Annotated in this window: 23 protein-coding genes; 9 read left to right on the top strand and 14 right to left on the bottom strand. The window is 72.0% G+C overall.

Translation table 11 applies throughout. The annotated features are described in order from the left end of the window. Positions 1-70 precede the first annotated feature (70 nt). Positions 71-508 (bottom strand): ATP-binding protein, encoded by a 438-nt coding sequence (locus ACIBNA_RS24165; RefSeq protein WP_399167215.1) that lies wholly within the window; start codon positions 506-508, stop codon positions 71-73. Positions 509-643: 135 nt separating this feature from the next. Then, a complete protein-coding gene (gene bldG, locus ACIBNA_RS24160) occupies positions 644-985 on the bottom strand; it encodes an anti-sigma factor antagonist BldG (protein WP_003991900.1) in 342 nt (113 codons plus the stop codon). Positions 986-1,064: 79 nt separating this feature from the next. Here bldG and ACIBNA_RS24155 point away from each other — a divergent pair, with 79 nt between their 5' ends. Then, complete coding sequence (locus ACIBNA_RS24155) at positions 1,065-3,581, top strand: DEAD/DEAH box helicase (RefSeq protein ID WP_399167214.1); 2,517 nt, start codon at positions 1,065-1,067, stop codon at positions 3,579-3,581. 111 nt (positions 3,582-3,692) lie between these two features. Here the strand turns inward: ACIBNA_RS24155 and ACIBNA_RS24150 are convergent, their stop codons facing one another. The 7 genes from ACIBNA_RS24150 to ssd form a co-directional block, all read right to left on the bottom strand. Beyond that, positions 3,693-4,133: an Rv3654c family TadE-like protein gene (locus ACIBNA_RS24150; protein WP_399167213.1), complete on the bottom strand. Its 441-nt coding sequence runs from the start codon at positions 4,131-4,133 to the stop codon at positions 3,693-3,695. Further along, positions 4,130-4,495, bottom strand: coding sequence for a TadE family type IV pilus minor pilin (locus ACIBNA_RS24145; RefSeq protein ID WP_399167212.1), 366 nt, complete (start codon positions 4,493-4,495; stop codon positions 4,130-4,132). Before ACIBNA_RS24145 ends, ACIBNA_RS24150 begins: the two co-directional genes overlap by 4 nt. Further along, positions 4,482-4,691, bottom strand: a complete 210-nt coding sequence (locus ACIBNA_RS24140; RefSeq protein ID WP_274818029.1) for a DUF4244 domain-containing protein — start codon at positions 4,689-4,691, stop codon at positions 4,482-4,484. Before ACIBNA_RS24140 ends, ACIBNA_RS24145 begins: the two co-directional genes overlap by 14 nt. A gap of 74 nt (positions 4,692-4,765) precedes the next feature. After that, positions 4,766-5,554 carry a type II secretion system F family protein gene (locus ACIBNA_RS24135; protein ID WP_399167211.1) on the bottom strand — a complete coding sequence of 263 codons (789 nt, stop codon included), beginning with the start codon at positions 5,552-5,554 and terminating at the stop codon, positions 4,766-4,768. Then, a complete protein-coding gene (locus ACIBNA_RS24130) occupies positions 5,551-6,423 on the bottom strand; it encodes a type II secretion system F family protein (protein ID WP_399167210.1) in 873 nt (290 codons plus the stop codon). Before ACIBNA_RS24130 ends, ACIBNA_RS24135 begins: the two co-directional genes overlap by 4 nt. Further along, complete coding sequence (locus ACIBNA_RS24125; RefSeq protein ID WP_399167209.1) at positions 6,407-7,633, bottom strand: TadA family conjugal transfer-associated ATPase; 1,227 nt, start codon at positions 7,631-7,633, stop codon at positions 6,407-6,409. The genes ACIBNA_RS24130 and ACIBNA_RS24125 overlap by 17 nt, the downstream gene beginning before the upstream one ends. Then, complete coding sequence (gene ssd / locus ACIBNA_RS24120) at positions 7,630-8,742, bottom strand: septum site-determining protein Ssd (RefSeq protein WP_399167208.1); 1,113 nt, start codon at positions 8,740-8,742, stop codon at positions 7,630-7,632. Before ssd ends, ACIBNA_RS24125 begins: the two co-directional genes overlap by 4 nt. 576 nt (positions 8,743-9,318) lie before the next feature. Here ssd and ACIBNA_RS24115 point away from each other — a divergent pair. Beyond that, positions 9,319-10,152 carry an HAD family hydrolase gene (locus ACIBNA_RS24115; RefSeq protein WP_399167207.1) on the top strand — a complete coding sequence of 278 codons (834 nt, stop codon included), beginning with the start codon at positions 9,319-9,321 and terminating at the stop codon, positions 10,150-10,152. A gap of 355 nt (positions 10,153-10,507) precedes the next feature. On the opposite strand, the gene ACIBNA_RS24110 is transcribed toward ACIBNA_RS24115, so the two are convergent. Both ACIBNA_RS24110 and ACIBNA_RS24105 read right to left on the bottom strand, forming a co-directional pair. Next, positions 10,508-11,332, bottom strand: a complete 825-nt coding sequence (locus tag ACIBNA_RS24110; protein WP_274818023.1) for an oxidoreductase — start codon at positions 11,330-11,332, stop codon at positions 10,508-10,510. Positions 11,333-11,397: 65 nt separating this feature from the next. Continuing rightward, a complete protein-coding gene (locus ACIBNA_RS24105; protein WP_399167206.1) occupies positions 11,398-12,660 on the bottom strand; it encodes a hypothetical protein in 1,263 nt (420 codons plus the stop codon). A 295-nt stretch (positions 12,661-12,955) separates the two neighbouring features. On the opposite strand from ACIBNA_RS24105, the gene ACIBNA_RS24100 reads away from it, so the two are divergent. From ACIBNA_RS24100 to ACIBNA_RS24075, 6 genes are all read left to right on the top strand, one after another. Beyond that, positions 12,956-15,325 (top strand): bifunctional SulP family inorganic anion transporter/carbonic anhydrase, encoded by a 2,370-nt coding sequence (locus tag ACIBNA_RS24100; protein WP_399167205.1) that lies wholly within the window; start codon positions 12,956-12,958, stop codon positions 15,323-15,325. 379 nt (positions 15,326-15,704) lie between these two features. After that, positions 15,705-17,660, top strand: a complete 1,956-nt coding sequence (gene acs / locus ACIBNA_RS24095; RefSeq protein WP_399167204.1) for an acetate--CoA ligase — start codon at positions 15,705-15,707, stop codon at positions 17,658-17,660. Between the two features lie 215 nt (positions 17,661-17,875). Next, a complete protein-coding gene (gene nhaA / locus ACIBNA_RS24090; RefSeq protein WP_399167203.1) occupies positions 17,876-19,312 on the top strand; it encodes a Na+/H+ antiporter NhaA in 1,437 nt (478 codons plus the stop codon). A gap of 120 nt (positions 19,313-19,432) precedes the next feature. Beyond that, entirely contained in the window at positions 19,433-19,921 is a 489-nt protein-coding gene (locus ACIBNA_RS24085; RefSeq protein WP_399167202.1) for a phage holin family protein, read from the top strand. After that, entirely contained in the window at positions 19,918-20,856 is a 939-nt protein-coding gene (locus ACIBNA_RS24080; protein ID WP_399167201.1) for an alpha/beta fold hydrolase, read from the top strand. Before ACIBNA_RS24085 ends, ACIBNA_RS24080 begins: the two co-directional genes overlap by 4 nt. Positions 20,857-20,983: 127 nt before the next feature. Continuing rightward, positions 20,984-21,166, top strand: a complete 183-nt coding sequence (locus ACIBNA_RS24075; protein ID WP_399167200.1) for a hypothetical protein — start codon at positions 20,984-20,986, stop codon at positions 21,164-21,166. 50 nt (positions 21,167-21,216) lie between these two features. Here the strand turns inward: ACIBNA_RS24075 and ACIBNA_RS24070 are convergent, their stop codons facing one another. The 3 genes from ACIBNA_RS24070 to nth all read right to left on the bottom strand — a co-directional run bounded on the left by ACIBNA_RS24070 (position 21,217) and on the right by nth (position 24,218). Next, positions 21,217-22,416, bottom strand: a complete 1,200-nt coding sequence (locus tag ACIBNA_RS24070; RefSeq protein WP_399167199.1) for a MarP family serine protease — start codon at positions 22,414-22,416, stop codon at positions 21,217-21,219. A 13-nt stretch (positions 22,417-22,429) separates the two neighbouring features. Next, positions 22,430-23,125 (bottom strand): NUDIX hydrolase, encoded by a 696-nt coding sequence (locus tag ACIBNA_RS24065; protein WP_399167198.1) that lies wholly within the window; start codon positions 23,123-23,125, stop codon positions 22,430-22,432. Between the two features lie 127 nt (positions 23,126-23,252). After that, complete coding sequence (gene nth / locus ACIBNA_RS24060; RefSeq protein ID WP_399167197.1) at positions 23,253-24,218, bottom strand: endonuclease III; 966 nt, start codon at positions 24,216-24,218, stop codon at positions 23,253-23,255. A 408-nt stretch (positions 24,219-24,626) separates the two neighbouring features. On the opposite strand from nth, the gene ACIBNA_RS24055 reads away from it, so the two are divergent. Beyond that, the gene (locus tag ACIBNA_RS24055; protein WP_010031945.1) at positions 24,627-25,301 is read left to right on the top strand and encodes a Crp/Fnr family transcriptional regulator; all 675 of its coding nucleotides are present in this window, start codon (positions 24,627-24,629) and stop codon (positions 25,299-25,301) included. The last annotated feature ends 297 nt before the right edge of the window (positions 25,302-25,598 follow it).

Raw genomic sequence — 25,598 nt, 5'->3', positions numbered from 1 at the left:
TGACACCCGCACATGACGAAGGGCCCCACGGGTGGGGCCCTTCGTCAAAAACGGTGTGCGCGGTGGCCGGTCAGGCCAGGATGGTCGGCGGCGGTGTGGTCGGCCAGGTCATCTTGATCGACCCGCCGTGCTCCCCCGCGCTGACCTCGACGTCGTCGACGAGTCCGCTGATGACCGCGAGGCCCATCTCGTCCTCTTCGGCCTCACCGTCGGGGTCGCCGGGTCCGGCGCCGGGCGCGCGCTCGCCGGGGACCGCGTGCGGGGCCTCGTCTCCGACCTCGATGGAGAACTGTTTCTCCTCCTCGATCAGCAGCACCTTCACCGGTGCCGAGATCCCGCCGGTCTGGTGCAGTCCGACGGCCCGCGTGCAGGCCTCGCCGACGGCGAGCCTGACCTCGTCGAGGACGGCCTCGTCCACTCCGGCCCTGCGCGCCACCGCGGCCGCCACCAGCCGGGCGGTCCTGACGTGCTCGGGCAGCGCGCTGAAGCGGAGCTCAACGGTGGCCATGCATCCCCCTCGCAACTACGGGCGTGCTGTCGAGAGGCGCCGGGCCGCCGAAAGCCCGGGCCCCCTCGGTCTTCACTTCTGCCGAACTCTTGCCGCAACTTCGGCCGGCCCGGGCACGAGGCCCGGGTCCGGTGGTCAGTCGGTCGCCGCCACCGCCTCCTCGACCGAGGTGTGAATGGGGAACACCTTGGTGAGGCCGGTGATACGGAAGATCTTCAGAATGCGCTCCTGGTTGCAGACCAGGCGCAGGGAGCCCTCATGGGCCCGCACACGCTTCAGGCCGCCGACCAGCACGCCGAGTCCGGTGGAGTCGAGGAAGTCCACGCCCTCCATGTCGACGACAAGGTGGAAACTGCCGTCGTTCACCAGCTCGACCAACTGCTCGCGCAGCTTGGGCGCGGTATATACGTCGATTTCGCCACCGACCCTGACGATCGTGCGATCGCCCATGGTCTCGGTCGACAGGGACAGGTCCACGGATCCTCCAGCACCTTGCTATCGAGCGGTCGCCCTTGGGGCACCTCGGCTTCGTCCCTTGGACGGTTCGCCAGCCGCGATGGCATTCAATCACTTACGGGCAGGCGTGCACGACGCCTTGGCTCCATTGTCCGTCACGCCAGTGACACACTCGGTGCCGATGGCCAAGAATCACCGATCCGATCGAACCCCGACGGACCCCGCCTCCCGACCCGCGCCGGGCGCGGTCCTGGACCGGCTCGCGTCCGGTCCGAGCAGGGCTTCGCGCATTACTCATACGGAGCACTTGCCCCCGCGCGAGGGTCGGCATGCCGTCTGGCCGGACCGGATCCGCGCGGAGGTCGTGGCGGCCGTGCAAGCCGCGGGCATCGAGCATCCCTGGGCCCACCAGGCGCGCGCGGCGGAGCACGCGCTGGACGGCGAATCGGTCGTCGTCGCCACCGGCACCGCCTCCGGCAAGTCCCTGGCCTACCTCGTACCGGTCCTGTCCACCCTCCTGGACGGCGCCGAGGCCCCGAACGGCCGCGGCGCGACCGCCCTCTACCTGGCCCCCACCAAGGCTCTTGCGGCGGATCAGTGCCGCTCCGTGAAGGAACTTTCACATCCGTTGGGCCATTCGGTACGCACGGCCGTCTACGACGGCGACACTCCGTTCGAGGAACGCGAGTGGATCCGCCAGTACGCCAACTACGTCCTCACCAACCCGGACATGCTGCACCGCGGCATCCTGCCGTCCCACCCCCGCTGGTCCTCCTTCCTGAAGTCGCTGAAGTACGTCGTCGTCGACGAGTGCCACACCTACCGCGGCGTCTTCGGCTCGCACGTGGCCCAGGTGCTGCGCCGCCTGCGCCGCCTGTGCGCCCGCTACGGCGCCTCACCCGTGTTCCTGCTGGCCTCCGCCACCGCCGCCGAACCCGCGGTGGCCGCCCGTCGCCTCACCGGTCTGCCGGTAGTGGAGGTCGCCGACGACGCCTCCCCACGCGGTGAACTGGTGTTCGCCCTCTGGGAACCGCCGCTGACCGAGCTGCACGGCGAGAAGGGCGCCCCCGTCCGCCGCACGGCCACCGCCGAGGCCGCCGACCTGCTCACCGACCTCACCGTGCAGGGCGTGCGCTCGGTCGCCTTCGTACGGTCCCGGCGCGGCGCCGAACTGATCTCCGTCATCTCCCAGGAGCGACTGGCCGAGGTCGACCGGTCGCTGGCCCGGCGTGTCGCGGCGTACCGGGGCGGCTATCTCCCGGAGGAGCGCCGCGCACTCGAACGCGCCCTCCATTCGGGTGAACTGCTGGGCCTCGCCGCGACGAACGCCCTCGAACTCGGCATCGACATCTCCGGCCTGGACGCGGTCGTCATCGCCGGTTACCCGGGCACACGCGCCTCCCTGTGGCAGCAGGCGGGCCGGGCCGGACGGTCCGGGCAGGGGGCGCTGGCCGTCCTGGTCGCGCGTGACGACCCGCTGGACACCTTCCTCGTCCACCACCCGGAGGCCCTGTTCGACCAGCCCGTCGAGTCGACGGTCCTCGACCCGGACAACCCCTACGTGCTGGCCCCGCACCTGTGTGCGGCCGCCGAGGAACTGCCTCTGACGGAGGAGGACCTCGACCTGTTCGGCCCGGCCTGCGAGGACCTCCTCCCCCAGCTCGAGGCCGCCAAGTTGCTGCGCCGCCGCACCAAGGCCTGGCACTGGACGCGCCGCGAGCGGGCCGCCGACCTGACCGACATCCGCGGTGAGGGCGGGCGCCCGATCCAGGTCGTCGAGACCGGCACGGGCCGGCTGCTCGGCACGGTCGACGCGGGCGCCGCGCACTCGACCGTCCACGAGGGGGCCGTCCACCTCCACCAGGGCCGCACGTACCTGGTGCGGTCGCTGGACCTGGAGGACTCCGTCGCCCTCGTCGAGGAGGCCGCCCCGTCCTACTCCACGGTCGCCCGCGACACGACGTCGATCTCCGTGCTGGAGACGGACGTCGAGATCCCCTGGGGCGACGGCCGCCTGTGCTACGGCTCCGTCGAGGTCACCAACCAGGTCGTCTCCTTCCTCCGCAGACGGCTCATGACCGGTGAGGTGCTGGGCGAGACGAAACTCGACCTCCCTCCTCGGACGCTGCGCACCCGGGCCGTGTGGTGGACCGTCACCGAGGACCAGCTCGACCGCGCCCGGATCAACCCGGAGATCCTCGGCGGCTCCCTGCACGCCGCCGAACACGCGTCGATCGGCCTGCTGCCCCTCTTCGCGACCTGCGACCGCTGGGACATCGGCGGCGTGTCGATCCCTCTCCATCCCGACACGCTCCTGCCCACGGTCTTCGTCTACGACGGCCATCCCGGCGGCGCGGGCTTCGCGGAGCGCGCCTTCCACACCGCCCGCACCTGGCTGACCGCCACCCGCCAGGCCATCGCCTCCTGCGAGTGCGACGCCGGCTGCCCGTCCTGCATCCAGTCCCCCAAGTGCGGCAACGGCAATGATCCGCTGCACAAGAGGGGGGCTGTGCGACTGCTCACGGTGCTGCTGGAGGGGGCTCCCGAGGAGAAGGAGGCCGAGGAGCAGCCGCCGGGAGGACCAGGAGAGGCGCCCGAGCACCCGCCCGCGCCCTGAGCCACCGGGAGGCCCAGGAGGGACGCCCGAGCATCCGCCCACGCCCTGACGATCCCCACCGGCGGGAGACCAGGGAAGCCACCGGGAGGTCCGGGATGAACGCCCCAGCACCTACCCGGGCCCTGCCCCCGCCGACCGGAGACCCAAGGGAGCCACCGGAGGCCCAGCCCGCGCCCTGACCTCCGCCGTGAACGGCCCCCGGCCCGATGCCGCCGTCACGTCCGAGATCTCCCCGACGACCTCGCACCGGACCAGCCGGGCGCCCTGCGCCCGGGCCACCCGGCCGGCCCGGGCACAGGCCGCCGTACCGCCCTCGGCCCAGTGGTCCGCCGCCGCGAGCGCCGCGAGATCCGCACCGCCCGCTGCCCGGTGCCGGATCACGACGGCCTGCCCCAACGCGAGGACGACGCCGAACACCACGCACAGGACGGCGATCGCCCCGACACTCCAGACGGTGGCGGACCCCTGGTCCGAGGCGGCACCTCGTATCGGCCGACGCTCCCCGTCCCGGCGCCTCGGGCCCCGGCCTCGCACCTCCGCCACCCCTCTCACGTGCCCACCCCCACCGTCTCCTCCACCGACGCCACGGCCTCCTCCCGTACGGCGAAGGACAGGCCGCGCAGCACCGGCGGCTCGGCCACGACGACCACCCGGACGTGTTCCGCGCCCCGGTCGACGGTCACCTTCGCGCCGGGCGGTGCCGCCTCGCGGGTCACTCGCACGACCGCGTCGGGCGGGTCCTGGCGGGCCGCCGCGCGGGCGCCCGTCCGGGCCGCGTCCACGCACTGGATCTGGGCGGCCACGACCAGCAGTCCCCACACCAGCGCCATCGCGAACATCACCAGCACGGGCAGCACCACGGCCGACTCCGCCGTGACGAACCCCCGGTCCGCGCCCCGCTCACATCCGCGCATTGAGGGCCTCCTTCACGATGTTCTGGAGCTCCGCGCTGACCGCGCCGCTCGTGATGACCTTGTAGAGCACCACCGCGAACGCCACCGCCGCGACGATTCCCATCGCGTACTCGGAGGTGACCATCCCCGCGTCCCTCCGCGCCGCACGCACTCCGCACACCAGGGCACGCAGCCGTGCCCGTACCGCCTGATACATCTCAACCCCCGTGGGAAAGAGTCCGAACTTCTGTTGGTTATCGCTGACTTGTTCCGCCGATCCAGGTCTTCGCCTCAGCCGCCACCCCCTCCGAGCACCCCGCCCGCGAGCCCGATCACCACGGGCAGCACGCCGACCGCGATGAACGCGGGCAGGAAGCACAGCCCGACCGGCGCGCTGACCATGACCCCCGCTCGGCGTGCCCTGGCCGTCGCGGCGCGGCCCCAGTCGGCCCGGGCCTCGGCTGCGAGCCGTGCGACCGGCGTGGCGGCGGGCAGTCCGGACACATCGGCCCGTTCGAGCAGCCGGGCCAGGCCTCCGGCGCCCGGGAGGGCGGCCAACCTCCGCCAGGCGGCGCCCGGTTCACCGCCCAGCCGTACCTCCGCCGCACCCTGGGCGAGGGCGTCGCCCACCGGGCCGCCCAGGGCCTCTCCCACCGCCTGCGCGGCGATCACCGGGCCGGCGCCCGCGGCGATGCAGGCCGCCAGCAGGTCGGCGGCCAGGGGCAGTTGCCGCGCCGCCTCGGCGAGGTCGGATGCCCGAGGGTCCGTACCGGCCGCCTCCTGCCGCAGCCGCCACCGCCATGTTCCGACCGCGCCGGCCAGTCCGACGGCGGCACCGACCGGGCCGCCGATCAGCGCCCACCCGGCGCACGCCACGCCCACGGGGGCCAGCCATCTGCGCGCGGCCCGGCTCGGGGCGAGGCGCGGGGCCACAGCGGTCGCTTCGCGGGGCGACAACTCGGCCAGCCGGCGCCGTATCCTCCGGCGGTGCCGCGCCTCCTTCAGCCGGCGCACCGACCACCAGAGGGCCAGCACAATCCCCACCGTCACCCCCAGCCTGTGGACAACTTCTCCGCTCATGCCGCCGCCTCCGCGCCCCGAACGATCCGCAGGACCCACCACAGCCCCAGGCCCTCCAGCACACCGCCCGCCACCAGACAGCCCAGGCCCGCCGTGGTGTGCAGCAGGACATGGAGGGGGTCGGCGCCGAGGGCGGTGCCGATGAGGAGCCCCAGGGCCGGCAGCCCGGCGAGCAGCACCGCCGTGGCCCGGGCGCCCGCCAACTGGGCGCGCAGATCTGACCGTTGGTCCCGTTCGGCGCGCAGGGCGGCGGCGAGCCGGTCGAGTCCGGCCGCGAGCCCCGCGCCCTGGTCCACGGCCACCCGCCAGCACGCCGCGAGTCCCCGCAGCCCCTCGGCGCCCGGCTGTCTGGCGGCGGTCGCGAGCGCGTCCGGCACGTCGCCGCCGAACCGTGCCGCCGCCAGCACCGTCGCCTGTGCGTCCGCGAGTCCGCCGCAGTCCCGCGCGGCCCGCAGCAGCGCCTCTCCCGGCTGGCGTCCGGCCCGCACCTCCCCTGCGAGCGCCCCGCACAACGCGATCACCGCGTCGGCCCGCCGCTCCCGGTCCCGCCGCACCTGGCCGGCCAGCCGGACCCGTCGCAGCAGCGGCACGCCGGCCGCTCCCAGGACGACCGGCAGCACCGACGCCCCGAGCAGCGCCAGCACCAGCCCGGCCACCGGCGCCCACCACTCGGCCCGCAGCCGCCCGCGGACCCGCGGCAGCCAACCGGCCATCCGCCGCCACCCCGGCGGCCCGCTCCCGACGGTCCCGCCGCCCGCGAGCAGCAACCGCGCCCGCCGTGCCGTCGTATGACGCTCACCCAGCAGCCAGACCGCCGCCCCCATGAACGCCACGGCCACGCCCATGGACATCTCAGCCGCCCCCGTCATGACTCGCCCCCTCCACCGCGGCCGCACCCGGCCCGCTCTCGCTTCCCACACCCCGAAGCAGCCCCCGCAGCCGCTCCCACCCCCGCTCCCGCACGAAGGCCTCCGCTCCCCACCGCAGCGCCGGCACCGTCCGCACCAGCCCCGAAGAGTCCCGCTCCAGCACATGCACCTCCGCGATCCGCCGCCGCCCGCTCCGGTCGCGTACGAGGTGCAGCACCACGGAGAGGGCGGCCGCCACCTGGCTGTGCAGCGCGGCCCGGTCGAGCCCGGCGGCCGTACCGAGCGCCTCCAGCCGGGCCGGTACATCGGCGGCGGCATTGGCGTGCACGGTTCCGCAGCCGCCCTCGTGGCCGGTGTTCAACGCGGCCAGCAGATGCACCACTTCGGGCCCGCGCACCTCTCCCACGACCAGCCGGTCGGGCCGCATCCGCAGCGCCTGTCGGACCAGGTCCTCCAGGGTGACGAGGCCCGCGCCCTCCTGGTTGGCGGGTCTGGTCTCCAGCCGCACGACGTGCGGATGGTCCGGCCGCAGTTCCGCCGAGTCCTCGGCGAGGACGATCCGCTCGTCCGGCCCCACCAGCCCCAGAAGGGCGCTCAGCAGCGTCGTCTTGCCGCTGCCCGTGCCGCCGCTGACGAGGAAGGACAGCCGTGCGTCGAGCAGGGCGCGCAGCACGCGGTCCCCGCCCGGCGGCACCGTGCCCGCCGCGATCAGCTCGCCGAGCGTGAAGGCACGCGGCCGTACGACGCGCAGCGACAGGCAGGCGCAACCCACGGCGACCGGCGGCAGCACCGCGTGCAGCCGGGTCCCGTCGGGCAGCCGGGCGTCTGCCCAGGGCCGGGCGTCGTCCAGCCTGCGCCCGGCCACGGCGGCGAGGCGCTGGGCGAGCCGTCGCACCGCGGCCGCGTCCGCGAAGCGCACCGAGGTGAGCTCCAGGCCGCCGCCCCGGTCGACCCAGACCCGGTCCGGAGCCGACACCAGCACGTCGGTCACCGACGGGTCGGCGAGCAGCGGCTCCAGCGGCCCGCTGCCGACCAGCTCGGACCGCAACTGCGCGGCGGCCCCGAGGACTTCGGCGTCCCCGAGCACCCGGCCCTGCTCCCGCAGGGCCTGCGCCACGCGCGCGGGGGTCGGCTCGGCCCCGCTCTCGGCCAGCCACCGCCGCACCCCGTCGAGCAGTTCCGTGCCCTCCAGTCGGGCCAGGGTGCTCACGCCGCACCCGCCTCGACGAGCGCCCGCTCCCAGAATTCCTTGCAGAACCGGGCGAGCGGTCCGCGCGGGGCGGCCCCCGGGGGTGCGGTGCAATCGTCCGGGCGCAGCAGTTCCGGCTCGACCGGCACCTCGCCGACCAGGGGCAGTCCGAGCAGCCGGGCCACCTCCCGGTCGTCGAGCCCCGGCGGGTACGGCCCGCGGACCGCCACCCGCAGATCGCGCAGGACCATGCCGACGGCGGACGCCACCCGTCCTGCGGCCGCGACGGCACGCAGCTCGGCAGGCACGACCAGCACGCCGACATCGAGCTGGGTGAGGACCTCGGCAACGCCGTCGTCGATGCGGCGCGGCAGGTCGACCACGACCGTGCCGCCCCTGCGCCGGGCCGCGGCGAGCACCGCGCGCACCGCCTGGGGCGGGACGGCGATCCGGTCGCCGCGGTCCCAGCTGAGCACCCGCAGCGAGTGCAGCTCGGGCAGCGACTCCTCCAGAGCACCCCCGCCGACCCGCCCGCGCGAGGAGGCGAACGCGGGCCAGCGCAGCCCGTCGGCCGTCTCACCGCCGAGGAGTACGTCGAGTCCGCCACCCAGCGGATCGGCGTCCACGAGGAGTGTGCGCAGCCCCTCGCGCGCGGAGGTGACGGCGAGCGCGCACGCGAGCGTGGACGCTCCGGCCCCGCCGCGGCCGCCGATGACGCCCACGGTGAGGGCGGGCCGGCCGACACCCTCGGCCACGTCGGCGATGCGGTCGACGAGCCACTGCTCGCCATCGGGCAGCATCAGGACGTGCTCGGCGCCGATCTCGACGGCCCTCCGCCACACCCCGGAGTCGTCCTGGTCCCGGCCGACGAGGACGACTCCCCTTCTGCGCGCGGTCCCGCGCACCCGCCGCGCGGCGTCGTCGCCCACGAGGACGAGCGGCGCGGACTCCCAGCTGCCTCTGCGGGCGGGCACCCCGTGGTGCACCTCGGGTGTGGCGCCCGCCGCCGCGCACAGGCGCAGCAGGTCGTCGAGGAGTTCGGTGTCCTCGGTGAGGATCAGCGGTCCGCCCTGCCGCCCTCCGGCGGCCGGCGGCGGATCGTGTGTGACGGCTCCGGCCACGGTCTCCATCCCCCTTCGCTGCTTGACTCGCACGGCCCCTGCGGCCCCGCGATTTCCAAACGTGGGAAGAACCGGCAAGGCGGCCTCCCTTTGAACGGCCGACACAAACCGGCCAAACGCGCCCCGGCAATCGGAGCCGGGCCATGAACCCGCCGCGAGCGAGGTGCGCTGGAATCACGGTGCAGCGATCCCGGAAATCGTGTGGATCTTGGTGGATAACTGTGGACGCCTCGACGGTTGTGAATATCGCCGTCCCCCATACCGGTGACGCCCGCGGGCCCTCTGTGCGGCTTCCGCAGAGCAGTCCGATGACTACATTCGGTGACAGATCATGGACATGCCAACAATGCGGGCGAAGCGGCAACAGAGCGGCGATCCGGCCGCGCGAAGAAGGAGAAAACCCATCCGGACATGCGACGACCCCCGCCGGGGGGGAGAGCGGGGGTCGTCCCCACGGCCGACTCGGGGGGGGAGGAGTCGGGCCGGGTTAGCACGGTCGCGAACGATCCGTGACTTCCATGGTGTACCCGAGAGCCCTCTCAGGCAAACCCACGCGCCCCACCTTACGCCGAATGGGCTGCCCCTATGCTCAGGGGCGTGGAAAACCACTCGTTGCCCCGCACAGCAGCCTTCTTTGACCTGGACAAGACGGTCATTGCCAAGTCGAGCACCCTCACGTTCAGCAAGTCGTTCTACCAAGGCGGTCTGATCAACCGCAGGGCCGTCTTGCGAACTGCATATGCCCAGTTCGTCTTCCTGGCCGGCGGCGCCGACCACGAACAGATGGAGCGCATGCGCGCGTACCTGTCCGCGCTGTGCCGCGGCTGGAACGTGCAGCAGGTCAAGGAGATCGTCGCCGAGACGCTGCACGACCTGATCGACCCGATCATCTACGACGAGGCCGCCTCCCTCATCGAGGAGCACCACACCGCCGGCCGCGACGTCGTGATCGTGTCCACGTCGGGCGCGGAGGTGGTCGAGCCGATCGGCGAGCTGCTCGGCGCGGACCGCGTGGTGGCGACCCGCATGGTCGTGGGCGACGACGGCTGCTTCACCGGCGAGGTGGAGTACTACGCGTACGGCCCGACCAAGGCCGAGGCCATCCGGGAGCTGGCCGCGTCCGAGGGGTACGACCTCAGCCGCTGCTACGCCTACAGCGACTCGGCGACCGACGTGCCGATGCTGGAGTCCGTAGGTCACCCCCATGCCGTGAACCCGGACCGCGCGCTGCGCCGCGAGGCCCTCGCGCGCGGGTGGCCGATTCTGGACTTCCACCGTCCGGTCCGGCTCAAGCAGCGCATCCCCCGGTTCTCCGTACCGCCGCGTCCGGCACTCGTCGCGGTCGCCGCGATAGGCGCCGCGGCGGCCACCGCCGGCCTCGTCTGGTACGCGAACCGGCGCCGGGTGACAGTCGCTTGACCTGGGGCGACCCGAAGCCCTATTTGAACCTAAAAGTAAAGAAGTGCAGCCTGGACTTCCGCTTGCTCCCGGCCAGGAGTACAAAGGACTCAACGGCCCGCGAGACCAAGGACATCCGAGAGGATCACCTTAAGTACGCATTGGCCCCACGGACCGAGCATGAACACCGGGCACCCACGCGACGTCGACCCGTCGATTACGGGCCAGCCGCACCAGGTGACGGGCAAAGTTCCCGACCTGATGGGCATATATCGAGGACGCTTGGTACCCCGATGCTCATGCCAGCGGCGGTACGAGTTCTCGTACCGCCGCATCATCTTTTCCGGCCCGTTTCTTTTCCAGCCCGGTGATGCTGTCAGGCCGCTCCGCGCTGCAACGCCTCGCACACCGCCGTCGACTCGCGTGCCCCCAGTTCGACCGCCCTGCCGCAGTGGGCGATCCAGGCGGCCATGCCCTCCGGGGTGCCGGAGACGTACCCGTCGAAGGCTTCCAGGTAGGCCTCGCGGCCCAGCTCGGCGTGGCCCACCTCGGCCGGGCAAACCGACTTCGGGTCCAGGCCGCTGCCGATCAGGACGATGCGTTCGGCCGTGCGCGCGACCAGGCCGTTGTGGGACGTGAAGGGACGCAGCGCGAGGAGTTCGCCGTGCACGACGGCGGCCGTCACCAGCGCCGGCGCGGTGCCGCCCGCGATGATCAGTTCGGCCAGCCCCTCCAGCCGGCCATGCGCCTCGGCCGCGCTCGGCAGCGGCAGCCCGACGAGCGGCTCGTCGACCGGCTCACCCTCCTGCCGCGGTCGCCCCACCTGGTCGGCCTTGTCTGCCGCCGCCACCAGATGCAGCCGGGCCAGCACCCGCAGGGGCGACTGCCGCCAGATGGACAGCAGCTGGCCCGCCTCGGCGGTGAGCCGCAGAGCGGCGCCCACGGTGCGCGCCTCGTCGTCGCCGCTGAAGTCCGTACGCCGGCGCACCTCCTCCAGAGCCCAGTCCGCGCCGGCCAGCGCCGCCGAGCCACGGGCGCCGCGCAGGGCCGCCTCGGAGGTGATCGCGTTGCTCCGCCGCCGCATGATCCGGTGCCCGTAGACCCGGTCCACGGACTTGCGCACGGATTCCACGGAATCGGCCACCCCGGGCAGCGCCCCCAGGGCCGCGAGGGGGTCGGCGGTCGCGCCTGCTGTACTCATGAGTACGACCCTACGCACCCCGAGGGCCCCGCCCCACGGCGGAGTGGCCATCTTCACTCGGGCCGCTACCTCGCCGCCGGAGCCGCGGGCACGCCCTTCGGGGCCGGGGCGGGCCGGCCCGCGAGGAAGGACGCCCAGCCCTGCTTCGGCGCCTCGCCGACCCTCAGCGTGCGCAGCTTCTCCAGCGTCGTCGGATCCTGGGCGTCCAGCCAGTCCACGAGCTGCCGGAACGAGACACAGCGCACCTCCTCCCTGGTGCACACCGTCTCGATGACCTCCTCGACGGCCCGCATGTAGGTGCCGCCGTTCCAGGACTCGAAGTGGTTGCCGATGATCAGGGGCGCGCGGTTGCCGTCGTAGGCCCGGTAGAAGCCCTTGAGCAGGCCGTCGCGCATCTGGTCGCCCCAGAAGTCGTACATGGCGGGGTTGCCCTGGGTGGTGGTGCCCGACTGGTTGACCATGAAGTTGTAGTCCATGGTCAGCTGCTCGTAGGAGTGCCCGGGGAACGGCACGAGCTGCATGGACACGTCCCACAGGCCCTGCTTCTTCTTCGGCCAGACTTGGTCGTTGACGCCGCTGGTGTCGTAGCGGAAGCCCAGGTCGCGTGCCGCCTCCATGAAGTTCCGCTGACCCTCCAGGCAGGGCGTGCGGGCACCGATGAGCTCCTTGTCGTAGTCGAAGGGCAGCGGGGACGCGTCCTTCATGCCGGTGTTGGTCTTCCAGGTCCTCACGAACTGCTTGGCCTGGGCGATCTCGTCCTTCCAGTCCTGCACGGACCACTCGCCGACCCCGCCGCCGCTGCCGCAGAAGTGGCCGTTGAAGTGGGTGCCGATCTCGTTGCCCTCCAGCCACGCCAGGCGCAGCTGCTTCACGGTGGCGGCGATGCCGCGGCGGTCGTTGAATCCGATGTCGGAGCGGCCCGGGGAGTGCTGCGGCGGCCGGTACAGGTCGCGCTTCTCGCTCGGCAGCAGGTACACGCCGCTCAGGAAGTAGGTCATGGTCGCGTTGTTCGCCTTGGCGACCCGGCGGAAGTGCGAGAACAGCTTCTGGCTGTCCTCGCCCGCGCCGTCCCAGGAGAAGACGACGAACTGCGGGGGCTTCTGGCCGGGCCGCAGCCGCTCGGGTCTGGGCAGGTGGGGCTGCGCGCCGGTGTAGGCGGTGGAGCCGTCTCCGATCAGCCGGACCGCGCTCTGCGGCGCGTGCGCCGGCTTCGTCTTCTGCGGGGCGGGGGGCTCCTGCCGCGATGTGCCGGTCCCGCAACCGGCGAGCGATGCGGCACAGACCGCGGCGATCACGGAGCCCGCGGCGAACCTGTGGGTGGCGGCCATGTTCCGCCCACCTTCTTCCTTCTCTCGGGTGCGGACAGCGCCGCCAAATTCGCACGAGAAAAAGAAGGAATTAATGCGACAAGCCGATGACCTAGCCACTTCACCCCTCAGGGGGGTTCATTCACCCATTTGCCCGTAAAGTCTATGCCCACCCTTTACTCTGCATTACGATCCGTTTACTGAGCGTTGATTCATCCCGCCGATTTACACCGTGACCCGGCCGCGACCGGCCCCCGCCCCGAGCGGAGAGCCCCCGTTACGCGACCGCGCAGCCCCGGAGGAGACGGGAAAAAACATGTCAGCCTGCGTCCCCACCCGTGCCGCCGATCCGAACCGGACCGAACGCACCCATCCACCCCACAGCCCGCCGCCGGGCGGCCCCCGCCGCTTCCGGATCGCGGGTGCCGACGTGTCGGCCTCGATCGCGGTCTTCCTGATCGCCCTGCCCCTGTCCCTGGGCATCGCCCTCGCCACCGGCGCACCGCTCCAGGCCGGCCTCGTCGCCGCCGCCGTGGGCGGGCTCGTCGCCGGACGGCTCGGCGGCTCCCTGCTCCAGGTCAGCGGACCGGCCGCCGGACTCACCGTCGTCACCGCCGATCTCATCCAGCGCTACGGCTGGCGGACGACCTGCGCCATCACCGTCCTCGCCGGCCTCGCCCAACTCGGCCTGGGCTGCCTGCGCGTGGCCCGTGGCGCCCTCGCCGTCAGCCCCGCCATCGTGCACGGCATGCTCGCCGGGATCGGCGTCACCATCGCCGTCGCCCAGCTGCACATCGTGCTCGGCGGCACGCCGCAGAGCTCCGTCCCGGACAACCTCCGCGCTCTGCCCGCCCACTTGGCGGACATGCGCCCCGCAGCCGTGTCGGTGAGCGCGCTGACCTTGGCGCTGCTGCTGCTCTGGCCGAGACTGCCCGGCCGGGCCGGACGCCTGCTGCGCAAGGTCCCGGCCGCGCTCGTCGCCGTCGCCGGAGCCAGCGCGGCCGCCGCCCTCGCCGGGGTCCGCCTGCCCAAGGTCGACCTGCCGTCCTGGAGCAACCACGCCCTGGCCGGGCTGCCCGAGGGCCCCGTGCTCGGCCTCGTCGCCGCTGTGCTCACCACCACGCTGGTGTGCAGCGTGCAGTCACTGCTCGGCGCGGTCGCCGTGGACAAGCTGGTGGCCGGCCGCCCGGACCTGTCCGCCCGCGTCCGGCGCTCCGACCTCGACCGCGAACTGCTCGGACAGGGCGCCGCCAACATCGTCTCCGGCTCGCTCGGCGGACTGCCCATCGCGGGCGTGGCCGTGCGGACTTCGGCGAATGTGCACGCGGGCGCGGTGAGCCGGAACTCCACGATGCTGCACGGCGTTCTCGTAGTGATCGCCGCGCTGCTGATGGTCCCGATCCTGGAGCTCATCCCGCTCGCCTCGCTCGCCGCCCTGGTGATGGCCGTCGGCATCCAGATGGTGTCCCTGCACCACATCCGCACGGTGACGCGCCACCGAGAAGTGTGGGTGTACGCCGTCACGACCCTCGGCGTCGTCTTCCTCGGCGTCCTGGAGGGCGTGGCGCTGGGCATCGCCATGGCCGTCGGCGTCGCCCTGCACCGCGTCACCCGCACCCGCATCACACACGAAAAGACGAAAGGAGTTCATCATGTACATGTCAGAGGACAGTTGACGTTCCTCGCGGTGCCACGGCTCAGCCGGGCCCTGCATCTCGTACCCCACGGCGCCGACACCGTCGTCGAGCTGGACGGGTCGTTCATGGACCACGCGGCGTACGAGACGTTGCAGGACTGGCAGAAGACGCACACCGCGCAGGGCGGCACCGTGGAGATCACCGGCCGGCATGCCCGCACCCGCATCTCCGAGCCCCAGGCCTTCACCGACTGCCGCTGCCGGCCCTGGACACCCTGGCTCAACCACCAGTGCGACCGCCCTCATTCCGCTGCCTCTTCCCGGAACGACCGGGGCGGCACGGACCGCACCGAGCCGGAGACGACAGGCACCGGCGGAGCCAGTGGGCAGGAACTGGCGCGTGGCATCGGCGCGTTCCAGCGCGACACCGCGCCCCTGGTGCGCAGCGAGCCGGCCCGGCTGGCGCGTGAGGGGCAGCGGCCGTCGCAGCTCTTCCTGACCTGCGCCGACTCACGACTGGCCACCTCGGTGATCACCTCCAGTGGTCCGGGCGACCTGTTCGTCGTGCGCAACGTGGGCAACCTCGTCCCACTGCCGGGCGAGGAGAGCGGCGACGACTCGGTGGCGGCCGCGATCGAGTACGCCGTGGACGTGCTGCGGGTGCGGTCCATCACGGTGTGCGGACACTCGGGCTGCGGCGCCATGCAGGCACTGCTCAACTCCGAGCCCGGCGGCGCCCGGACACCGCTGAAGCGGTGGCTGCGGCACGGGCTGCCGAGCCTGGAGCGCGTGGCCGACGACAGCCGGCCGTGGGGCAGGCTGGCCGGGCGGGCGCCCGAGGACGCGGTCGAGCAGCTCTCCCTGACCAACGTGGTCCAGCAGTTGGAGCACCTGCGCGCCCACGACTCGGTGGCCCGGGCCCTCGACGAGGGCTCCCTGGAGCTGCACGGGATGTACTTCCACCTGGGCGAGGCCGAGGCCTATCTGCTCACCGAGACGGACGACGGCGTCGTCTTCGACCGCGTACGCGAGGCGGACCTGACGGCGTGAGCCCGTGGCGGCGTGAGCCCGGCACGTGCGCGGGTGTGCGGCCCGGACGGCTCGACGGCCCGGACCGCCCCAAGGCCCGGACCGCCCCAAGGCCCGGACCGCCCCAAGGCCCGACGCCCCCACGGCCCCGACGGCCTGCGGGCCGCACACCCCACCACCCGCGCGCCCCGCCCGCACCCACGACCCCGTCCAGCGGGTGACGCGCGTTACACAGGCTGAACTTTCCCTGGTCGGCGTCCGTGGGTACGGATGACGCCGGCCGCCTGCACCACCGCCCGACAGGTCTAAACCAATCGACGGTCGGCCCTTGTCATCGCACCCCCGGGTCTGATGAGCTGTGGCCTGGGACACAACGGACACCCTGGGAAAGGCAGATGCCGTGAGCAATGAAAGCCTGGCCAACCTCTTGAAGGAGGAGCGACGCTTCGCGCCGCCCGCTGACCTGGCCGCGAACGCCAATGTCACGGCGGAGGCGTATGAACAGGCCAAGGCTGACAGGCTCGGCTTCTGGGCCGAGCAGGCCCGCCGGCTGACCTGGGCCAAGGAGCCCACCGAGACCCTCGACTGGTCGAACCCGCCGTTCGCCAAGTGGTTCAAGGACGGCGAGCTCAACGTCGCCTACAACTGCGTCGACCGCCATGTGGAGGCCGGCCACGGCGACCGTGTGGCGATCCACTTCGAGGGCGAGCCCGGCGACGGCCGTGCCATCACCTATGCCGAGCTCAAGGACGAGGTCTCCAAGGCCGCCAACGCCCTGCTGGAACTGGGAGTTCAGGCCGGCGACCGGGTCGCCGTCTACATGCCGATGATCCCCGAGACGGCGATCGCGATGCTGGCCTGCGCCCGCATCGGCGCGGCGCACTCCGTCGTCTTCGGCGGTTTCTCCTCGGACGCGCTCGCCACCCGCATCCAGGACGCCGACGCGCGCGTGGTCATCACCTCCGACGGCGGCTACCGGCGCGGCAAGCCGTCCGCGCTGAAGCCGGCCGTGGACGAGGCGGTCGACAAGGCGGGCAACGTGGAGCACGTCCTGGTCGTGCGCCGCACGGGCCAGGAGGTCGCCTTCACCGAGGGCCGCGACGTGTGGTGGCACGACCTCGTCGGGCGGCAGAGCGCCGAGCACACCCCGCAGGCGTTCAACGCCGAGCACCCGCTCTTCATCCTCTACACCTCGGGCACCACGGGTAAGCCGAAGGGCATCCTGCACACCTCCGGCGGCTACCTCACGCAGGCCGCCTACACCCACCACGCCGTCTTCGACCTCAAGCCGGAGACGGACGTGTACTGGTGCACCGCCGACGTCGGCTGGGTCACCGGCCACTCGTACATCGTCTACGGCCCGCTCGCGAACGGCACGACGCAGGTCATGTACGAGGGCACGCCCGACACGCCGCACCAGGGCCGCTTCTGGGAGATCGTGCAGAAGTACGGCGTGACGATCCTCTACACCGCGCCGACCGCGATCCGTACGTTCATGAAGTGGGGCGACGACATCCCCGCCAAGTTCGACCTGTCCAGCCTGCGGGTGCTGGGCTCGGTGGGCGAGCCGATCAACCCCGAGGCGTGGATCTGGTACCGCAAGAACATCGGCGGCGACCGCACCCCGATCGTGGACACCTGGTGGCAGACCGAGACCGGCGCGATGATGATCTCCCCGCTGCCGGGTGTGACAGCGACCAAGCCCGGCTCCGCGCAGACGCCGCTGCCCGGCATCGCCGCGACGGTCGTCGACGACGAGGCGAGCGAGGTGCCCAACGGCGGTGGCGGCTACCTGGTGCTGACCGAGCCGTGGCCGTCGATGCTGCGCACCATCTGGGGCGACGACCAGCGGTTCATCGACACCTACTGGTCGCGCTTCGAGGGCAAGTACTTCGCCGGTGACGGTGCCAAGAAGGACGACGACGGCGACATCTGGCTGCTCGGCCGGGTCGACGACGTCATGCTCGTCTCCGGGCACAACATCTCCACCACGGAGGTCGAGTCCGCGCTCGTCTCCCACCCCTCGGTCGCCGAGGCGGCCGTGGTCGGCGCGGCGGACGAGACGACCGGGCAGGCGATCGTCGCCTTCGTGATCCTGCGCGGCACGGCCTCCGAGACCGAGACCCTGGTCGACGAGCTGCGCGCCCACGTCGGCAACGCCCTCGGCCCGATCGCCAAGCCCAAGCGGATCCTGCCGGTGGCCGAGCTGCCGAAGACCCGCTCCGGCAAGATCATGCGGCGTCTGCTGCGGGACGTCGCCGAGAACCGCCAGCTCGGTGACGTCACCACGCTGACCGACTCCACGGTCATGGACCTCATCCAGGCCAAGCTGCCGGCCGCGCCCAGCGAGGACTGATCACCGCGCAGGCATGACGCGGCGGACGAAGGGGCACCCGGCGGTCGGCACGCCGGGTGCCCCCTCGGGGTCCCACGGTGTTGATCACCGGATGCGCTCGGCCATATGTTTGCCTAGGATGTTTACCTAGACTAAGAAAAACAACTGCTTCATGGTGCGCCGGGAAGTCTGGTCGGCATGTGTTCAGCCCTGCCCACCGACCGGAGGTCTCCCACGTGACCGCGCCCCGCCCCTCCACGCCCCGCAAGATTCTCGGCCGGCTCTCCCTCCCCGAGCGGACCTACGTGGCGGACGCGCTGCGCACCGAGACAGTCGGCGGGGTGCTGCTGCTCGCCGCCGCGGTCACCGCGCTGCTCTGGGCGAACGTCCCCGCGCTGCACGACAGCTACGAGAGCGTCGCCCACTTCCACCTGGGCCCTGCCGCCCTCGGCCTGGACCTGTCGGTCGCGCACTGGGCCGCCGACGGGCTGCTGGCGATCTTCTTCTTCGTCGCCGGGATCGAACTCAAACGCGAGCTCGTCGCGGGCGACCTGCGCGACCCCAAGGCCGCCGCGCTGCCGGTCGTCGCCGCGCTGTGCGGGATGGCCGTACCGGCGCTCGTCTACGTCCTCACCAGCGTCACCGGCGGCGGTTCCCTGGCCGGCTGGGCCGTGCCCACCGCCACCGACATCGCCTTCGCGCTGGCCGTGCTCGCGGTCATCGGCACGTCCCTGCCGAGCGCGCTGCGGGCCTTCCTGCTCACGCTCGCCGTCGTCGACGACCTCTTCGCGATCCTGATCATCGCGGTGTTCTTCACCGACGACCTGAACTTCGCCGCGCTCGGCGGCGCCGTCGCGGGCCTGGCCGTCTTCTGGCTGCTGCTGCGCAAGGGCGTACGCGGCTGGTACGTGTACGTGCCGCTCGCGCTGGTCGTCTGGGCGCTGATGTACAACAGCGGCATCCACGCCACCATCGCCGGTGTCGCCATGGGCCTGATGCTGCGCTGCCACCGCCACGAGGGCGAGGCCCACTCTCCCGGCGAACACATCGAGCACCGCGTACGGCCCCTGTCGGCGGGGCTGGCCGTACCGCTGTTCGCGCTGTTCAGCGCGGGGGTCTCCGTCTCCGGCGGCGCGATCGTCGACGTGTTCACCACCCCGGAGACCCTCGGTGTCGTCCTCGGGCTCGTGGTCGGCAAGGTGCTCGGCATCTTCGGCGGGACATGGCTGACGGCCCGTTTCACCCGGGCCTCGCTCAGCGACGACCTCGCCTGGGCGGACGTGTTCGCGGTGGCGAGTCTCGCCGGCATCGGCTTCACCGTCTCGCTGCTCATCGGCGAACTCGCCTTCGAGGGCGACGAGACGATGACCGGCGAGGTCAAGGCCGCCGTGCTGACGGGCTCGCTCATCGCCGCGACACTCGCGACCGTCCTGCTGAAGCTGCGCAACGCCAAGTACCGCCGCCTGTGGGAGAACGAGGAGCGCGACGAGGACGCGGACGGCATCCCGGACGTCTACGAGGAGGACGACCCGGCGTACCACCTGCGGCTGGCCGACGTCTACGAACGCAAGGCCGCCGAACACCGCCGGATCGCCCAGGAGAAGGCAGACGCGCGGCACGGGCTTGCCGAAGTACCGGGCGGGGCAGGCGATGACCACCACCGTCCGGCATGATCTGACGGGACGGTACAAAAGACGGCACCGTACGCAGTCAGGCCGTACGCAGTCGGACGACTGTGACCAGTCAGACACAAGACGCGGAAATCGGACCGTACGCACAAGAGGGAGACCGCGATGAGCGCACCCGACGGCAGCCCGGTCGGCGCCGAACGCACCATCGGCCAGCTGTTCGCCTCGGCGACGGCGGAAATGTCGGCGCTGGTGCACGACGAGATCGCGCTGGCGAAGGCGCAGCTCAAGCAGGACGTGAAGCGCGGTGCGACCAGCGGCGGCGCCTTCTCGATGGCGGGGGCGGTACTGCTGTTCTCCCTGCCGATGCTGAACTTCGCGCTGGCGTACGGCATCCGCACCTGGAGCGACTGGAACCTCGCGATCTGCTTCCTGCTGTCCTTCGCGGCGAACGTGCTGGTCGCGGTCGTGCTCGCGCTGATCGGCGTGGTCTTCGCGAAGAAGGCCAAGAAGAGCAAGGGCCGGCAGAAGGTCGCCGCCTCGATGAAGGAGACCGCGGGCGTCCTGCAGAAGGCCAAGCCGCACCCGCGGCCGGAGCTCGCGCAGGACCGGGTCCCCGAGGCCATCGAGGCTGTGGCACGCTCGTCTTCATGACCGATCCCGCCACACCTTGGGCACAACCGGCTTCGGCCGTGCGGCTGGACGGCCCCTGGAGCCACCGCGACGTCGCCGCCAACGGCGCCCGCTTCCACATCGCCGAGCTGGGCGACGGGCCGCTGGTCCTGCTGCTGCACGGCTTCCCGCAGTTCTGGTGGACCTGGCGGCACCAGCTGGTGGCGCTCGCCGACGCGGGTTTCCGGGCCGTCGCCATGGACCTGCGGGGCGTCGGGGGCAGCGACCGCACGCCGCGCGGTTACGACCCCGCCAACCTCGCGCTCGACGTCACCGGCGTCATCCGCTCGCTCGGCGAGCCGGACGCCGCACTGGTCGGCCACGACCTGGGCGGGTACCTCGCGTGGACGGCGGCCGCGATGCGCCCCAAGCTGGTGCGGCGGCTGGCGGTCGCGTCCATGCCACATCCGCGGCGCTGGCGCTCGGCCATGCTGCGAGACGTCAAGCAGACCCGCGCCGGTTCACACATCTGGGGGTTCCAGCGGCCCTGGATCCCGGAGCGGCAGCTCACCGCCGACGACGGGGAGCTCGTGGCCCGGCTGATCCAGGACTGGTCCGGGCCGCGCCCGCCGGAGGAGGAGGCGCTTCGGACGTACCGCCGCGCCATGTGCATCCCCTCCGCGGCGCACTGCGCGGTCGAGCCGTACCGCTGGATGGTGCGCTCCCTGGCCCGCCCGGACGGCATCCAGTTCAACCGCCGCATGAAGCGGCCCGTGCGCGTGCCGACGCTCCATCTGCACGGCTCGCTCGACCCCGTGATGCGCACACGCAGCGCGGCCGGCTCCGGCGAGTACGTCGAAGCCCCCTACCGCTGGCGCCTGTTCGACGGCCTCGGTCACTTCCCGCACGAGGAGGACCCGATCGCGTTCTCCTCGGAGCTCATCAACTGGCTGAAGGATCCCGAACCTGATCGGTGACCAGGTGACCGCGGCCGGTATCCGCACGTGAACGCTTGTCCTACGAACGGCCAATTGCCTGGCGCATAGGCCAATTGGACGCCCCGGGGGCGGTTATCGACCATGAGGCGGGGGCACACGTCGGGGTATGGGCTGGACGCACGACTACAGTGACGCAAGCCGCAATCGCCGCTCGGCGAGCGGTGCGAACCCCCACCAGCGAAGCGGTGCACCGCAGATGGCGACCGCGGACCCCAGGGTCGGGATCCCGCGCATCCTCCGCCGCCGCGCCCGCTGGGTCTCCGTACGTCTGCGCCACACACGCGACTGAGGCGTCACCCCCGCGAGTGACCTGTCGGCTGCCCCGCTCCAGCACCACTCCTAGAGCGCGCAGCTGTCGCTGCCCACCTGCTGGTTGGCGTTGCGCCCCTTGGTGATGTCCTCCTGGATCTCGTCCACGGTCAGCGCGTAACCCGTCGCGGCGTCGTCGAGGGACTTGGCGAAGACGACGCCGGAGACCCTGCCCTCGGGTGTGAGCAGCGGGCCGCCGGAGTTGCCCTGGCGGACGGTCGCGTAGAGGGAGTAGACGTCGCGGCGGACCGTGCCGCGGTGGTAGATGTCCGGGCCGTTGGCCGTGATGCGGCCACGCACGCGTGCGGCACGCACGTCGTACGCCCCGTTCTCCGGGAAGCCCGCGACGATCGCGCCGTCGCCGCTGCCCGCGTCCTCGGTGGTGAACCGCAGCGCGGGCGCCTTGAGGTCCGGCACGTCCAGTACGGCGATGTCACGCCGCCAGTCGTAGAGCACGACCGTGGCGTCGTACTTCTTGCCCTCGCCGCCTATCTGCACGGTCGGCTCGTCGACGCCGCCCACCACGTGAGCGTTGGTCATGACGCGGCGGTCTGAGAAGACGAAGCCGGTGCCCTCCAGGACCTTGCCGCAGCTCGGGGCCGTGCCCATGACCTTGACGATGGAGCGCTGGGCGCGGCTCGCCACCGGGCTGCCCGCCAGGGCCGGGTCCGGCGGCTGGACGTCGGTGATCGGCTCGTTCGCGAACGGGCTGAAGACCTGCGGGAAGCCGTTCTGCGCGAGGACCGAGGAGAAGTCCGCGAACCAGGTGGCGGCCTGCTCCGGCAGCGCTTGGGAGACGCCGAGCAGCACCTTGGAGTTGCGGACTTCCTTGCCGAGCGTCGGCAGTGTGGTGCCCGCGAGGGCCGAGCCGATCAGCCAGGCGACCAGGAGCATCGCCACGACGTTGACCAGGGCGCCGCCGGTGGCGTCCAGGGCCCGGGCCGGGGACCAGGTGATGTGCCGGCGCACCTTGTTGCCGAGGTGGGTGGTGAGGGCCTGGCCGACGGAGGCGCAGACGATGACGACGACGACCGCGACGACGGCCGCGGTGGTGTTCACCTCGGCGTTGTCCGTGATCGCGTCCCAGATGACGGGCAGCGCGTAGACCGCGACGAGGCCGCCGCCCAGGAAGCCGATCACCGACAGGATGCCGACGACGAACCCCTGGCGGTACCCGACGACCGCGAACCACACTGCGGCGACCAGCAACAAGATGTCCAGCACGTTCACGGAGGCCACCCTGTCATGCGCGCCAGTCGAGCGGGACCTGCTTGTCGCGGTCCCAGGGTCGCTCCCAGCCCGAGTAGTGCAGCAGCCGGTCGATGATTCCGGCCGTGAAACCCCAGACAAGTGCCGATTCGACCAGAAATGCCGGGCCTCGGTGACCGCTGGGGTGGGCGGTGGTGGCGCGGTTCGCGGGATCCGTGAGATCCGCCACGGGGACGGTGAAGACCCTGGCGGTTTCGTTCGGATCGACGACCCCGACCGGGCTGGGCTCGCGCCACCAGCCCAGCACCGGGGTGACGACGAAGCCGCTGACCGGGATGTACAGCCGGGGCAGGACGCCGAACAGCTGGACGCCCGAGGGGTCGAGGCCGGTCTCCTCCTCCGCTTCGCGCAGGGCCGCCCGCAGCGGGCCGTCGCCCCGCGGGTCGCCGTCCTCCGGGTCCAGGGCGCCGCCCGGGAAGGAGGGCTGCCCGGCATGCGAACGCAGGGAGTGCGCGCGCTCCATGAGCAGCAGCTCCGGCCCGCGCTCGCCCTCACCGAAGAGGATCAGCACGGCGGACTGCCGCCCGGCGCCGTCCTCCGGCGGCAGGAAGCGGCTCAGCTGCCGCGGCCGGACCGTCTCCACCGCGTGCACCACCGGGTCCAGCCAGCCGGGCAGGCCCTCCTTGCTCACCGTCACCGGCCCGCCCTGTGTGTCGCTCGCCCGCGTCATCGCCACCCCTGTCGTCCTGCCGCTTCCAACGCACGGCGGCCCTGAGATCGTTCCGCGAACCGCCGCGATCCCCTGATCGAGGGGCTCGTGGGGCAGCCCGGACGGCCCCTCCCGGTGCTCGGGCAGCTCATCCGGCCCCCAGCGGCGGCGCCGGTTTGCCGCCCGCGTCCAGATAGGCCTGCGGGGGGTTCAGACGCTGGCCGGGGAAGCCGCCCTTCTCGTACTTGAGCAGCTTCTTCGCCTTCTCCGGGTCGGTCTCGCCCTCGCCGTACGCCGGGCAGAGCGGGGCGATCGGGCAGGCGCCGCACGCGGGCTTGCGGGCGTGGCAGATACGGCGGCCGTGCCAGATCACATGGTGCGAGAGGTCCGTCCAGTCGCTCTTCGAGAAGAGCGCGCCGACCGCGGCCTCGATCTTGTCCGGGTCGGTCTCGCCGGTCCACTGCCAGCGGCGCACCAAGCGCTGGAAGTGCGTGTCCACGGTGATGCCTGGCCGGCCGAAGGCGTTCCCGAGCACGACGAACGCCGTCTTGCGGCCGACGCCGGGCAGCTTGACCAGGTCCTCCAGCCGGCCCGGGACCTCGCCGCCGAAGTCCTCCACCAGGGCCTTGGACAGCCCTATGACCGACTTCGTCTTGGCCCGGAAGAAGCCGCACGGGCGGAGGATCTCCTCCACCTGCTCCGGGTTGGCGGCGGCCAGGTCCTCGGGGGTGGGGTACTTGGCGAAGAGGGCGGGGGTCGTCTGGTTGACGCGCAGGTCGGTGGTCTGGGCGGACAGGACCGTGGCGACGACCAGCTGGAAGGGGTTGGTGAAGTCCAGCTCGGGGTGGGCGTACGGGTAGACCTCGGCGAGCTCGCGGTTGATACGGCGGGCCCGGCGGACCAGGGCGGTGCGGGACTCGCCACTCGGGGGGTGGACGACGGTCTTGGCCGGGGCGGTGCCCTTGATGCGGGCCGTGGCCTTCTTGGGGGCGACGGTGACCTTCTTGGCGGCAGGGGCCTTTTTCGCAGGCGCGGCCTTCTTCGCGGAAGCAGTCTTCTTCACAGAGGCAGCTTTCTTCGCGGACGCGGCTTTCTTCACAGCCGCAGCCTGCATCGCAGATGCCTGCTCACTCGCGGCCCCGGCCTTCCTGGCAAGCGCCTTCTTCGCCGGCGTCGACTTCCCGGAAGGCACCGCCCCCCCTGTCGCTTTCGCCCTTTTCCTACCGCCATCGGGGCTCTGTTCGCCCACAGCGGAATCGCGACGTACAACCACCCGCGCAGCCCCCTCGGCCTGTGCTCTCACCGGCGATTTGGACACCCGGCCAGCCTAAGGCCCGGCACCGACATCCGCCCCGGACCCCGAAGATCGGCGCCCAATTGGACCCCTGCCGCGTACCCCGGGACACGTGTGCGGCATCCTTGTGACAGATCACACTGTTTGGACCGTCCGGCAAAATGGGCACCTCGGTGCCTTGGTACGCGGGGGCAAACGCCCCTGAGCAGGTCGACAAGGAGAGAACTCGTGGACGACGTTCTGCGGCGCAATCCGCTCTTCGCGGCGCTCGACGACGAGCAGGCCGCGGAGCTCCGCGCCTCCATGAGTGAGGTGACCCTCGCGCGCGGCGACTCACTGTTCCATGAGGGTGACCCCGGCGACCGCCTGTACGTGGTCACGGAGGGCAAGGTAAAGCTCCACCGCACGTCCCCCGACGGCCGCGAGAACATGCTGGCCGTGGTCGGCCCCGGCGAGCTCATCGGCGAGCTGTCGCTGTTCGACCCGGGCCCGCGCACCGCGACCGCCACGGCACTGACCGAGGTCAAGCTGCTCGGCCTCGGCCACGGTGACCTCCAGCCCTGGCTGAACGCCCGCCCCGAGGTGGCCACGGCTCTCCTGCGCGCCGTCGCGCGCCGGCTGCGCAAGACCAACGACGCGATGTCCGACCTCGTGTTCTCGGACGTCCCGGGCCGTGTCGCCCGCGCCCTGCTGGACCTCTCCCGCCGGTTCGGCGTGCAGTCCGAGGAGGGCATCCACGTCGTCCACGACCTCACGCAGGAGGAGCTGGCCCAGCTGGTCGGCGCGTCCCGCGAGACGGTCAACAAGGCGCTGGCGGACTTCGCCCAGCGCGGCTGGCTGCGCCTGGAGGCCCGCGCGGTGATCCTCCTGGACGTGGAACGCCTCGCCAAGCGCTCGCGCTGACGCGCACGCACCCCTGGCCGTACGCCCTCGGGCCCCGACCCCTCGTGGGACGGGGCCCGACGTCGTACGCGGCACGAAAACGAGCCGCGCCGGGAGCCCCCTTCACGGCACAGGTGACACGGCTGACCGACGTGTTCGGGGCGCGGCGCCGGACGAGGAGTTCGAGCAGTTCGACGGGCAAGGCACCCAGGCCGGACCAGGACTAGGTGTATTGACCCGCAGGGTTGTTCACGCGGGTGATGGGTGGTTGACCTTCGAGTGCGGTGTGGCAGCGGTGGTGGTTGTAGGTGTGCAGGA

It is taken from the genome of Streptomyces sp. NPDC050164 (genome assembly GCF_044459945.1).
GTDB classification, from domain to species: Bacteria; Actinomycetota; Actinomycetes; order Streptomycetales; family Streptomycetaceae; genus Streptomyces; species Streptomyces coeruleorubidus_A.
The sequence above is the reverse complement of the archived record's forward strand: the minus strand, read 5'-3'. Positions and strand labels throughout refer to the sequence as shown.

What these genes read in the sequence shown, in the direction of transcription:
- ACIBNA_RS24165 (WP_399167215.1), bottom strand. Translation starts at nt 508, where the DNA reads ATGGCCACCGTTGAGCTCCGCTTCAGCGCGCTGCCCGAGCACGTCAGG.
- ACIBNA_RS24155 (WP_399167214.1), top strand. Translation starts at nt 1,065, where the DNA reads ATGGCATTCAATCACTTACGGGCAGGCGTGCACGACGCCTTGGCTCCA.
- ACIBNA_RS24145 (WP_399167212.1), bottom strand. Translation starts at nt 4,495, where the DNA reads ATGCGCGGATGTGAGCGGGGCGCGGACCGGGGGTTCGTCACGGCGGAG.
- ACIBNA_RS24140 (WP_274818029.1), bottom strand. Translation starts at nt 4,691, where the DNA reads ATGTATCAGGCGGTACGGGCACGGCTGCGTGCCCTGGTGTGCGGAGTG.
- ACIBNA_RS24135 (WP_399167211.1), bottom strand. Translation starts at nt 5,554, where the DNA reads ATGAGCGGAGAAGTTGTCCACAGGCTGGGGGTGACGGTGGGGATTGTG.
- ACIBNA_RS24130 (WP_399167210.1), bottom strand. Translation starts at nt 6,423, where the DNA reads ATGACGGGGGCGGCTGAGATGTCCATGGGCGTGGCCGTGGCGTTCATG.
- ssd (WP_399167208.1), bottom strand. Translation starts at nt 8,742, where the DNA reads ATGGAGACCGTGGCCGGAGCCGTCACACACGATCCGCCGCCGGCCGCC.
- ACIBNA_RS24115 (WP_399167207.1), top strand. Translation starts at nt 9,319, where the DNA reads ATGCTCAGGGGCGTGGAAAACCACTCGTTGCCCCGCACAGCAGCCTTC.
- ACIBNA_RS24110 (WP_274818023.1), bottom strand. Translation starts at nt 11,332, where the DNA reads ATGAGTACAGCAGGCGCGACCGCCGACCCCCTCGCGGCCCTGGGGGCG.
- ACIBNA_RS24105 (WP_399167206.1), bottom strand. Translation starts at nt 12,660, where the DNA reads ATGGCCGCCACCCACAGGTTCGCCGCGGGCTCCGTGATCGCCGCGGTC.
- ACIBNA_RS24100 (WP_399167205.1), top strand. Translation starts at nt 12,956, where the DNA reads ATGTCAGCCTGCGTCCCCACCCGTGCCGCCGATCCGAACCGGACCGAA.
- ACIBNA_RS24085 (WP_399167202.1), top strand. Translation starts at nt 19,433, where the DNA reads ATGAGCGCACCCGACGGCAGCCCGGTCGGCGCCGAACGCACCATCGGC.
- ACIBNA_RS24080 (WP_399167201.1), top strand. Translation starts at nt 19,918, where the DNA reads ATGACCGATCCCGCCACACCTTGGGCACAACCGGCTTCGGCCGTGCGG.
- ACIBNA_RS24075 (WP_399167200.1), top strand. Translation starts at nt 20,984, where the DNA reads ATGGGCTGGACGCACGACTACAGTGACGCAAGCCGCAATCGCCGCTCG.
- ACIBNA_RS24065 (WP_399167198.1), bottom strand. Translation starts at nt 23,125, where the DNA reads ATGACGCGGGCGAGCGACACACAGGGCGGGCCGGTGACGGTGAGCAAG.
- nth (WP_399167197.1), bottom strand. Translation starts at nt 24,218, where the DNA reads ATGCAGGCTGCGGCTGTGAAGAAAGCCGCGTCCGCGAAGAAAGCTGCC.